This is a genomic window from Bacillus sp. CGMCC 1.16607, assembly GCF_042683745.1.
GTDB lineage: Bacteria > Bacillota > Bacilli > Bacillales > Cytobacillaceae > Pseudoneobacillus.
Genome location: NZ_JBHUJX010000018.1, coordinates 396374 through 408300, shown reverse-complemented (window position 1 = coordinate 408300; position 11927 = coordinate 396374). Strand labels below are relative to the sequence as shown.

General features: G+C 33.6%; 10 protein-coding genes and 1 pseudogene. 8 read left to right on the top strand and 3 right to left on the bottom strand.

Annotated elements, in window-relative coordinates; all coding sequences use genetic code 11:
• Positions 1-71 precede the first annotated feature (71 nt).
• Positions 72-1052 carry an ABC transporter permease gene (locus tag ACFSO7_RS12160; RefSeq protein WP_377877576.1) on the bottom strand — a complete coding sequence of 327 codons (981 nt, stop codon included), beginning with the start codon at positions 1050-1052 and terminating at the stop codon, positions 72-74.
• 194 nt (positions 1053-1246) lie between these two features.
• Here ACFSO7_RS12160 and ACFSO7_RS12155 point away from each other — a divergent pair, with 194 nt between their 5' ends.
• Both ACFSO7_RS12155 and ACFSO7_RS12150 read left to right on the top strand, forming a co-directional pair.
• Entirely contained in the window at positions 1247-1750 is a 504-nt protein-coding gene (locus ACFSO7_RS12155; protein ID WP_377877575.1) for a hypothetical protein, read from the top strand.
• Positions 1751-1774: 24 nt separating this feature from the next.
• On the top strand, positions 1775-2212 hold the full coding sequence (locus tag ACFSO7_RS12150) for a hypothetical protein (RefSeq protein ID WP_377877574.1): 438 nt from the start codon (positions 1775-1777) through the stop codon (positions 2210-2212).
• A gap of 139 nt (positions 2213-2351) precedes the next feature.
• Here ACFSO7_RS12150 and ACFSO7_RS12145 read toward each other — a convergent pair whose 3' ends face one another.
• Positions 2352-4103: an ABC transporter substrate-binding protein gene (locus ACFSO7_RS12145; protein WP_377877573.1), complete on the bottom strand. Its 1752-nt coding sequence runs from the start codon at positions 4101-4103 to the stop codon at positions 2352-2354.
• A gap of 561 nt (positions 4104-4664) precedes the next feature.
• Between ACFSO7_RS12145 and ACFSO7_RS12140 the strand changes: the two genes are divergently transcribed.
• The 3 genes from ACFSO7_RS12140 (at position 4665) to ACFSO7_RS12130 (ending at position 7662) form a co-directional block, all read left to right on the top strand.
• Positions 4665-5342, top strand: a complete 678-nt coding sequence (locus tag ACFSO7_RS12140; RefSeq protein ID WP_377877572.1) for a TolB family protein — start codon at positions 4665-4667, stop codon at positions 5340-5342.
• Between the two features lie 325 nt (positions 5343-5667).
• On the top strand, positions 5668-6927 hold the full coding sequence (locus ACFSO7_RS12135) for an aminopeptidase P family protein (protein ID WP_377877571.1): 1260 nt from the start codon (positions 5668-5670) through the stop codon (positions 6925-6927).
• 15 nt (positions 6928-6942) lie between these two features.
• A complete protein-coding gene (locus ACFSO7_RS12130; protein WP_377877570.1) occupies positions 6943-7662 on the top strand; it encodes a metallophosphoesterase family protein in 720 nt (239 codons plus the stop codon).
• 55 nt (positions 7663-7717) lie between these two features.
• On the opposite strand, the gene ACFSO7_RS12125 is transcribed toward ACFSO7_RS12130, so the two are convergent.
• A complete protein-coding gene (locus ACFSO7_RS12125; RefSeq protein WP_377877569.1) occupies positions 7718-8962 on the bottom strand; it encodes an MFS transporter in 1245 nt (414 codons plus the stop codon).
• Positions 8963-9180: 218 nt separating this feature from the next.
• On the opposite strand from ACFSO7_RS12125, the gene ACFSO7_RS12120 reads away from it, so the two are divergent.
• The 3 genes and pseudogenes from ACFSO7_RS12120 (at position 9181) to ACFSO7_RS12110 (ending at position 11707) form a co-directional block, all read left to right on the top strand.
• Complete coding sequence (locus ACFSO7_RS12120; RefSeq protein WP_377877643.1) at positions 9181-9882, top strand: EAL domain-containing protein; 702 nt, start codon at positions 9181-9183, stop codon at positions 9880-9882.
• A gap of 97 nt (positions 9883-9979) precedes the next feature.
• Positions 9980-10765, top strand: a pseudogene (locus ACFSO7_RS12115) (HAMP domain-containing protein); the annotation flags it as partial.
• Positions 10760-11707, top strand: a complete 948-nt coding sequence (locus ACFSO7_RS12110) for a methyl-accepting chemotaxis protein (protein ID WP_377877642.1) — start codon at positions 10760-10762, stop codon at positions 11705-11707. The pseudogene ACFSO7_RS12115 and the gene ACFSO7_RS12110, both read left to right, overlap by 6 nt.
• Positions 11708-11927: the final 220 nt, after the last annotated feature.

Sequence of the window (11927 nt, the reverse complement as noted above, 5' to 3'; positions counted from 1 at the left end):
TTTACGAATAGTATAAGGGATAGCTTAAAAAAAATCTTATGGATTGTATAGTCCATAAGATTTTTTTATGCTTACCCTCTCTTCTGAAATCGAATCCTCGGGTCAACGATCGCATAAAGGATATCAGCTAATAAATTACATAAAACAATAGCTACAGCAACGAGCATCGTTATTCCCATTATGAGCGGGAAGTTACGCATAAAGACTGCTTGGATTCCTAATCGTCCTAATCCTGGCCATGCAAAAAGTAGTTCAATAATAAAAGCTCCACCGACAATGATCGGTAATTGCATCGCAATGATTGTGATAATCGGCAATAACGCATTACGAAGGGCATGCTTACCAATAACTTTAAACTCAGATAATCCTTTTGCTCGCGCTGTTCGTATATAATCTTGATTGATGACTTCGAGCATACTTGAACGAATAAATCGAGTATATTGAGCGATCATACCAAAAGCAAGGACGCTTGCTGGTAAGACCAAATGGCTAATCCGATCAGTAAAATCAAAATGATCAAACACCGCTCTCATCCCGCTTACCGGAAACCATTCCAGCTTTAGACTCAAAAAAAGAATCGCCATCAAAGCAATAAAAAAGGATGGGGAAGAAATACCAAGATAAGAGTTAAATGAAAAAAATAAGTCGAAAAATGAATTTCTTTTCACTGCTGAGTAGATTCCAATTGGAATAGAAATAATGAGTGAAATTAAAATTGCTGTAATCGTAAGAGTTAAGGTTGCTGGCATTCTTTCTAAAATTAAATGAATAATTGGCTGGCCATCTAAAAAGGAACGCCCAAAGTTACCATGTAGAACAATTCCTTTGATCCAATTAAAATACTGCATATAAATTGGAACATCTAGGCCAAGTCTCTCCAATACTCGCTCTCTTTGATTTTGTGTAGCTAAATGGGATGCACCAGGATCTTCGAACATTGAAAGCACATCACCAGGTGCGAGACTCATTAATAAGTAAGAGATAATTGAAATGATAAAGAGTAAGGGAATCGCTTGGAAGATTCGGTGAATAATATAAAGCCGTAATGACATACAGTTCCTCCTCAAAAATATATAGACTAAATATAATTCGATGATTAGGACTATATTCCTGCAATTTATTCCAAATATTTTAAAAATAAAGAAAATGATTCCATAAAAAGAAAGTAATTGAGAAAAGAAGGGGAATATATTATACTCTAAATAAACTGATCAGTCGTTTTATTTATGATAAATGAGGTGATATGATGCCTAGTCAATCGTCCAATAGAAAAATATCGGCAAGTATTAATTTAGAAAAGTGGATGTGGGATTTTGTTAGCAAAATAGAACCCAATCGAACCAAATTTTTTCGACAATTATTCCTAGATTATTTAACACAAGAGTTGAAAAAACATTTCGCAACTGATCCTAATTTTCAAGTGAACGAGCTTTATGCTCATCTGTATAAATTGACTATATTAAAAGAGAAAAAAAGGGGATTATTGTATAAAAAATCTCGTTCTAAAAGAGGGACGAATGAAAAGTCGGAGAAGATTCCGATTAGCGTAAGCTTAGAAGCATGGATTTGGGAACTCGCTGCAGAAATAGGACCAAATCGTTCGCATTTTTTTAAACTGTTATTATTAAAAAAGATTAATGATGGTCTTATGGAAGCGGGATATATAAAAGAAAATACCGAAATCAATAAAGTGCATGGGGATGTATATATTAGTATGGTTTTAAAAGATGATTTACATTTAACTTCTTAGGATAACTTGGTGGGTGTGTAGATTATGAAAAAACTTTCTCGGATAAAAGGTATAATTCTTGGTGCTTTATTTTCATTCATTATTGCTTTTTTGTTTATGCTAATTGGGCAGGCATGGGCTGGGGGAATAACTTCATTCTGGGGTGAAAGTTGGTTATATTTTTCAGTCATTATTCCATTTGCGGCTACCTTTGGAGTGTTAGGTGGATACTTTCACAATAGAAAAGAACTTTCCAATAAAAAACTTTGGCTTATTAGTTGTATTTGTGCATTCTTTGTAACCTTATACAGTGGAACAATAGGTGCAATTTTTGGTGAGTATATTGTTAGAGGTGGTAAGGAAACGATAAACATCGAAGACACATTAGTTTGGGGTACAATTTATACTATTGTTTTACTCCCCTTTACCGCACCATGCGCAAGGTTTTTGGTAGGAATTTTATATAAGATTATTAGAAGATAGATGAAAATTTAGTAAATAAAATAGACCTCAGATTTTGAGGTCTATTTTATTTACTTCTTAACAACTGTTTCATAAATAGATTTTTGACACGAAGATTATCTTTTGCTTTTAGAAGATTATAGGAGCCCTTCACATTTAACTAACATAATGGCTTAAACCATAATTGATTATAAGGCAATTCATTTCCATGATAATGAGTTTGCAAGCCTGGATGGGTTAATACATGCTGTTGGTGTCTAAGTAAGAAGCAAACAATGGATTCCTTTAATAATAGATTTTCTATCTTACGGTAATAAACGAATCTCCGTTTAATAGAAATTTCTTTAAACGCAGATTTAAGAATTTGATTCTTTTTATCCCTTAATTCTTTGTTTAACACTCGATTGATAAAGTATGTATCGGAATAGAGAATATTAAAGATGTCCCATTCGATATTCTCGCTCACACTATCTTTTATTAAGAAAAGGTCTCCAATTTCAAACACATCACGTAAAGTAGACTCATCTAAATCAGGAAGAATAATTATATTTAATGATATCCCAACCTTTTCACATAATTCTTTTAACCAAGTAGCTGTCATCATATAAAGATTACTGTTTAGTGTGACGAGATTCAGCTGACCTTTATATTCATTTGACAAACATTGATTAGATGCCTTTGATACGCAATCTTTTGATGAAACAAAATATCGATCAGCGGTTTGGAAATCATCCCCTAATCGACTAACTAAATGGTTTTTATTTATTTGAGAAAATAAAAATTCCCTGAATTCTTTGTCTTGAGTGATCCCATTTTTAGATAAGTTAAATGTAAGGAATAAAGCACCATTTTCGATCGTTTCTGATTTTATCCAACTTGCTGTTGGCGGTGATGGAAGAAAGGAGGAAAGCGGTTTATTCGTAAAGTCAAATTCAGGGATCGTCCAAATTTCAATTGTATCAATATGGGCCCTTTCTTTAAAATATAAGAGGTTCGCCTCTAAATATAGTCTATCTTCCGTATGATCTTTTACTTTATAGGGACCAGTTCCAATAGGTAGTTGATCAAAATGACCACCATACTCTTCATAGGCATTTTCAGGTATGATGGAAGCCTCAATTGCCGTTAAAAATTTTAAAAAGAGGTGATTCGGCTCCCTCAATGCAATGGTAACCATTAAAGGATGCGGGACTTGAATTTCGATTATATTTGAAAATATTTGATTTAAAAAACTGGGATGTAGTACATTTTTTATTCGATTAAAAGTATATTTTACATCATGACCCGTAAACCCTTTTCCATTATGAAAGGAAATACTTTTTCTTAAATAAAATGTAAATTGGGTAGCTTCTGAATTTATTTCAATATAGTGTGCAAGATGTGGCTCAACAAGATCGTTGCTTGGGTTATATTTGACAAGTGTATCAAATATTTGTTTTACGATATTCAACTGCTCCACAAATTGTAATTTTTCAGGACTTATTTCTTTAATTTTATATGAGGCTGGTAATCGCAAAATATCAATGTTTTTATCGCTACTTTGGACCGCTTCGTATCCGAATTTATTATGTAAGACATCTAAGAATTCTTTTTGAGTAGATGCATCAAAATGCTTTAATTGAGAGTAACACCAAGATAGATCTCCATCAGCTATTTTTTGATGAATGACCTGATGAAAGACTTCTATATTAGTTTTTAAGAACTCAATAGAAGAAATGTTTCCTCTGCCTGGTTTAGGATGCCACTTTATCCACTTTTGTTGCTGCATTTCCTTGACTATATATTTTGCATTTCTACTTGTGCAATCACATATCGTAGAAATTTGTAATATATTTGCCTTAATTAAAGTGAAAGTCTGGGAATCTGTGTTTAGCGTTTTATAAAGTCTAAAATAATAATCTGCTAGTTGCATAAATTACCTCCTAAAAACAAAGCACAAATTCTTATTATGTTTCCTGAGCAATCCGTATTTATTATATTAATTATACATTAGGTTTATCTAAAGAAAAAATTTATTACATAGGAATCGATCATGAATAAGAGTCATTCTATAAGGCAATAATTTTACAATTAAACTAACTAGTCGGTTTAACATTTAGGAACAGACTGAAAGGAGGTAAACAAGCTGCGAAAACAAATAATAGGATTCGTTCTTTTTTCAGGTGTCGTTTTTTGTATTTTATTTTTCTATTTCGGAAAATCTTTATGGGGAAGTTTGTTTTTTGAAGATTATTATCCTAAACAAGGAATATATGGTGGCACCTCTATTTCCCCAAATGAAGAAGAGATTATTTTTTCATATTTTAAAAAGGGAAAAGGAGCCATCTATCTTACCGATTTAAAAGGGAACGTTACTAGGCTAACTAGTCCAAGGAAGGATGATCATATCAATCCTATCTTTTCAAATAATTGAGAAAAAATCCTTTATATAGCATCCATATACAAAAAGAAATTAAATCAAGTTCTTTATATTATGAACAAGGATGGTTCAGAAAATAAAAGATTAACATCTGAAGACGAGATCGTAACTGACGCCATTTTTTCACCAGATGGGAAGAGAATTTATTTGATAAAAGCAAAGGAGTTTTACGCTGCGCACAGTGGTGTAGCGGCAGGGCTACATGCATATGATTTATTTTCAATGAATGTTGATGGTACTGACGAACAACGCCTAACTAGCTTTTCAAGTGAGTGGATGTCTGATCTATCGATAACAGCAGACGGTGAAAAGCTTGGAATGATCATGATACCTTATAATGGAAATAAAAAGGTGATAAAAATAGAGGGAAGTAGTAAGGGTACAGATTTTATTATTTATGACATTAATACGAAAGAGCTTTTGGCTTATGGTGAAACGAACCTGTTTTCCAACGCTACTTTATCACCAAATGGGAAAAAAGTAGCTTACAGTGAGAGTGGGCAGGAGCCATATGAATTAGTTGAGAGGGACATACTTTCAGGTATTAAAAGGCAAATAACCAATTTGCAATCTTATGCAGAGCATCCTATTTACCTAAATGAGAACACCCTTTATTTCATTTATGATAGAAACAATAAAGATGGGAGCTATGAAGAAGAAATAGTAGCTAAAATAAACAGTGATGGCTCTGGATTTATGGAAGTACTCAATTTCAATAACATAATGAAGTAGAGGTTTGTAAATGGTGAAAAGGAATCAAATAATTTTCACTTTTTTGAATTTGTAACATACGGTATTCTAAACTTAGTAAGTTAAAAGTAAATGAGGTGGTCCAAATGACGACAAATTTTATTTTAATATTTAGCAATCAATCAATAGAAATTGATGATCAATCAGGTTCTAAATCTAGACCCAAACCCATGATTTCACGTATCCTATAGGACTTTTTGAAAAGGCCAGCAGTTCCTTCATGTAGGGATTGCCTGGTTTTTTGTTTTATATAAATAAATAGTCTGGTTTCTCACACTAGAATCTGACATAAAAGGGAGTTAAATAAATGAAACCCGAATTTTTTGAAAAAAATCGAAAAAAGTTATGTGACCAACTGCTAGATCAATCGATAATGATTCTTTTTTCTGGAAAGGCGCCTAGAAAATCTGCTGACGAATATTATGACTTTACTCCAAATAAAAACTTCTATTATTTAACTGGGATAACGGAGGCTAATGTTATTTATGCCATGAAAAAGGTAAATAACATGGTCAGTGAATTATTGTTCATAAAAGAGCCCAATCCTCTTAAAGAAAAATGGGAAGGTAAGACCATTTCTAAAGAGCAGGCGAAATATCTATCCAGTGTCGATCAAGTCGTTTACTTAAATGATTTTCATTCATTCCTGTCTAATGAATTGAGAAGCAATCATTACGAAACACTCTATCTCGATTTAGAAGCACATAGCTTTGAAGAAGCTGAGAGTCCCTCACATAAGATTGCTAAAGACATTCAAAAATTCTACCCCAATTTAAAAATTGAAAATCTTTATCATGAGATTTGTGAGATGCGGGTTATTAAAACAGAGGTCGAAATCAATAAAATAAAAGAAGCAATTGAGGTAACGGATAAAGGAATTAGAAATATGTTAGAAAACGCAGAATCATATTTATGGGAATACCAGTTAGAAGCTTTCTTTGACTTTGCATTGAAGCAAAACGGAAATTCAAATAAAGCTTATAAGTCCATTGTTGCAAGCGGTAAAAATGCGACAATATTGCATTATAAGGATAATAATTGTCAAACGAAGGATGGAGATCTTATTCTATTAGATTTAGGGGCGGAGCGCGGTCTCTACAAAGCCGATATAAGTTTCACCTTTCCCGTAAATGGGAAATTTACGGAAAGACAAAAACAAATTTATAATATTGTACTCAAAACTCTTTATGCAGTCGAGGAAATAATTAAACCAGGTTTAGAGTTTAGTAGATTGAATAGTGTTGCTAAGGAAATTTTAATAAAAGGATGTAAAGAAATTGGATTAATTAAGGAAGATCACCAAATTAAAAATTATTTTTATCATGGAGTTAGCCATTTCCTCGGGTTAGACACTCATGACGTAGGCAGTTATCACAATCGTATTCTACAACCAGGTATGGTTATCACAGTAGAACCAGGGCTTTATATAGATGAGGAAGGTATAGGAATTCGAATCGAAGATAATATTCTCGTTACGGATACAGGATATGAGAACTTATCTAAAAACATCATTCGTACGGTCGATGAGATTGAACAATATATGGAAAATCATCCTATAGTAGTGTAGAACAGGGGATCGAGAATGAGTATAAAAATTGCTGTTTTTTCAGATATTCATGGTAATAGCTCGGCACTTAAAGCGGTGTTAGAAGACATCGATAAATATCAAGACATAGAACATTTATATTGTTTGGGGGATATGATTGGTGTCGGTCACGAATCAAACAAGGTTTTAGAATTGTTATCAAATCGGAATAATATTTCTTATGTTAAAGGAAACCATGATCAAGAAATTATAAGCATTTTAAACGGTGAAGAAAATCCTGATGACTTATTTAAGGAACATCATTATTGGATTGCAGAGCGAATTGATCCAAAGTTCTTCCCATTCTTATTTGGGTTATCCCAAACAATATTGAGTGAATACGAAGGAAAGAAAGTACTATTTAAACACTATCATTTAGATGGCAGTCAAAGCTTTATTCCAGTTGATTCTGAGTCATCAATAAAGAAATTAGATGCTCTTTATCATAATTCATCAATCGATATGGTTTGTTTTGGTCACCATCATGTTGTGTATTACTTTCAATCAGAAGGAAGATATTATCTGAATCCAGGACCACTAGGCATAAATAGAGGACCAAGGGCTAAATATGCGATCATCGAAATTGGCAATACAATTCATATTCAGTTTAAAGATATCGAGTATAATAACCATGATTTAGAGCGTTTTATTGATGACTTTCAAAATTTAAATGTTCCTTTTGGGGGGAAAATAATTAATAGTTATATAAAATTGTAAATATTAGGGGGTAAAAAATGCAGTGTGAATCGATTGACGATTCCACTGCATTTTTTTAATCAGCTTTTCTTAAGATTGGAAATTTCCAAGTAGCAAGTAAAGTTACTAAAATCAAAAATACCCCACTATAGAAAAGGATGCTTTGAATAGAAATATCCCAAGATAATAAAATGGATGTAAGAGCATAGGACAATGGAATTAATCCAGTAGTGGCAGTAAAATTGATTCCCTGTACTCTGCCAAGTTTATCAGGTTCGGTATTTTCTTGGATGAGTGACCTGAGGGGTATTCCTGCTGCAATTAATATTCCGAGCCAGCCAGTAGTAAGAATACATTGCCATAATTCCTTTACCTGGCTATACAACACTAATACAAATCCCATAATAACAAGCCGCTGTAAAAACACTCTTCCTCTTTTTTTCGTAGGGTTCCAAACCGCTACAAGAAATCCTCCAATAACGATCCCAACAGGTAGAGCACTTTGAACAAAACTTAAATCCTGAATGTCTCCTTGGAATAGATCACTTACTAATAGTGGTCCCGCAAGTGAAACTGGACCCGCGAATAATAGGTTAACGATAACTCCTAAAAGCATTGTACTTATTAATAGAGGTGATTTTTTTACATATACTAATCCTTCTAATAATTGCCCCCAAGTAGAGCCACTAGAAATTCTAACTCGATTCTCATCATTTATACGAAAGGCTAGAATCCCACTAATAACTAAAATAATAGAAACAAAACCAAAGGTTACACTGAAGGAACTAATCGATAATAGCCATCCAGCCACAACGGAGCCGCTTATTGTTGTAATCTGACTTGTCGTTTGGATAATGGAATTCGCCCTTGTTAATATTTGCTTATCAACAATAATTGGAATAATGGAAGTACTTGCTGGCCAAAAAAAGGCATCTAGTATCCCAAATAATAAGGCAAAGCAAATGAGTAGCCAAATGTTTAATAATCCGACATGTAAAAAGAAGATCATAATTAAAATTAATATTCCCCTCATACTATTGGACAAAAACATGATGGTAGATGATTTCATTCGATCTGCTATAACCCCTCCAATCATCAGTAGCAGCACCCTCGGTAGTGTTGTAGCCATAAGAACGAATCCGAGCATAGATTTTTTTTCCAATACATTAACTACGTACCATGTTTCAGTCAACATATACATGGACAATGAAAGCCCTGTAAATAAACTTGAAATCCATAAAAGAATGAATTTCTTATTTTTATAGAGTGTTTTCAAAGGCTTCTCATTAGTTAACTCGTATTCGATTGCCGTCTGACTCATACTTTGCCTCCTCCTACCTTCATTTTAAAGGCAGCCAAATTAATGATTATTATTTAATTATAATCAAACTAGACTATTAGGTCTATTTAAAATATAATAATATTGTCTATATTTGAAAAATATTGTCGAAGGTAATTCTTGATATTGGAATGACATGTAGAGACTTAATTTTTTTGAAAAAATAAATACTTTAGAAGGGAGGTTTAGTAGTGGATGAAATGATATTAAAGGATTTCATAAGAGATAAGCTCTTTTACAATGAGTTTCAACCCCTCTGGAGCAATCTGAGTAAAAGTATTTTTGCATATGAGGCATTATTAAGAACCCCTACAAAAATGAATCCCACTGAACTATTTAATTATGCTCGTAGCAGAAATTTACTATATGACTTGGATATAGCTGCTATCTTAAATGCAGTTAAAGAATACCCCCTAAAGTTTCTTAATGAATTTTATCTATTTATAAATATTTTTCCGTCGACAATTGTACATAAGGATTTCAATTCATTTCTAGAGAAAATGATTGCTGTTTACCCACATATTAAGGGCAGGGTAGTTTTTGAAATCAATGAAGATCCAATAGAAGAAAATATCTGGGAGCAAAGCTCATTTAAAGCTCGTTTACAGCTTCTTAAGAATGAAGGATTTAAGTTAGCTTTTGATGATATTAAAAATATTGAGTCCTCACTCTGTAAAATAAATAATTTTTGTCCGCATTTTGTTAAATTGGATCGAACTTTTATAAAAAAACTTTATCTAAAAGAAGATCAATCAGGAATATCATTTCTACAAGGAGATGAAAGTGTCGATATAGATTTAGTTATAGAAGGAATTGAGACCGAAAGCGACCTTTTAAGAGCCATTAATATGGGAATACCTATTATTCAAGGCTATTATATTTCCAAACCCCATCGTTTATAGAGTTCCTTTCGCGTAGATCATACGAAAGAATGGGTCTGACAGTAAGAATTTATTTCAGAAATGAGCGAATTAAGAATACAGTTTTGGAGGAACGATCATGTTGAAATCTCTTTTTGGAAGAAATCTATTATTTACCATATCTAGTTTATTTGTGTTAGGCATTGTATTAATTATTGCAAGTTATTTTATTCAGAAAACAGTGATGACGAAAAGCTTGACTACTCAATCAATGGGAGTGGCTGATCTTTGGATAAGTACATTTGACACCGAAGATATCAAACTAGCATTAGAAGACTTTGATAAGAGTTCTGAAAATAATATTAGGTTAATAGAAAACCTAACTAAATTATCAGATAAAAACAAAAATGTAGCACAAGGCTATTTCTTCGGGGCGGAGATCGTCGATGGCAACAAAACGATGATTATGCCTGGACCAAAGCATCTAATGGATATCGAAGAAGTAGTACTTGGGGATATGCTTGAACAATCCAATTATTGGATAGACGCAGCGAAAATGGTTTTAAAGGAAAAGAAGCCAGCCTCAACAAATGTATATAAGGATAGTATCGGGACGTGGGTCACTACATTAGAACCTGTCATCGATGAAAATGGTGAGGTGATCGCTATTTTTGGAATTGATACGGACGCAAGTTTGATCACCAAAAGCCAAAATGAATTAGTCATGAAGATGAGCGTTGCTTTACTACTATTATTAATTGTTATTTGTTTTATTCAATTTATTGCTTTAAGGAAAATCTTTGCGCCGGTTAAAGATCTGTTTTCAGCTATCTCCCTTGTAGGGCAAGGTGAACTAAACGTTCGATTACCCGAGCGGAGAAATGATGAGTTAGGAAAGCTGAGTCAACAATTTAATGCAATGGTTAGAAATATTAGAGGCATGATAAAGAGTGTCGGAGAAACAGCTGAACAAGTAGCGGCTTCATCAGAAGAATTACTTGCTAGTGCAGAGCAAACCGCATTGTCGACGAATGAAATTACCCTTTCTATCCAAGAAATTGCTAACGGGATAGATACACAGGAGAGTACAACAAGTGAAAGTTCGAATTCAATGGAGAAGATTGCTATTGGAATCATAGAAATTGCGAAAACATCACATGATGTTTCAAGCGCTTCCACTCTTATGTATAAACAAGCTCAAACAGGAAGCGAACATATTGGGAAAATAACAGAACAGATGAAAACACTCAATCAATCTGTTAATCAATCAGCTTCTATAGTTAAAATTTTAGGGGATAGATCCAAAGAAATAGGTCAGTTTGTCAAAGTAATAACGGAGATAGCCTCGCAAACCAATTTACTTGCGCTAAATGCCGCGATTGAGGCTGCACGTGCGGGTGAAAGTGGAAAAGGATTTGCTGTTGTTGCGGATGAAGTGAGGAAGCTTGCTGAGCAATCTGAAAAGTCAGCGCAACAAATAACTGGCGTTGTCCATGTGATCCAACAAGAAACATTAAAAGCTGTTGAATCGATGAACTCTGGAACGATTGAGGTCGAGAACGGAATGAAGGTAGTCAGTGATGCAGGTGAGGTATTTGGAAACATACTGAATTCCACAGATGATGTATCCAACAAAATTAGTTTAGTATCCGAAGCAGCAGAAAAATTGTCTAATGAATCAAAACAGGTATCAGAACTAGTCAAGAATTTAAACAATATAGCACGTGAATCTTCTGATAACGTTTCAACTATTGCTGCTTCCTCACAACAACAAAATGCATCAATGGAAGAGATACAAGCTTCAGCAGTTGCGTTAAGTAAAGTTTCACAAGAAATGCAGGAACTAATGGAGCAATTTAAGTTATAGAAGTAAAGAAAAACATTAAGGCAAACCTGAATTTTTTATTTCTGGTTTGCTTTTTTGTAGCTTAAGAATTTATAAAATAACAAGATGTGGAAAACTCTGAAGAAGTTTGGCGTAATCCAGCTCCAGCGCCTAGCCCCTCGAGGTCAAATGTTCTCCACCCAAAAAGTCAAAGAACGACTTTCCGGGTGGAGAAGCATTTGCTTGTCGGGGCTGTCAAGGC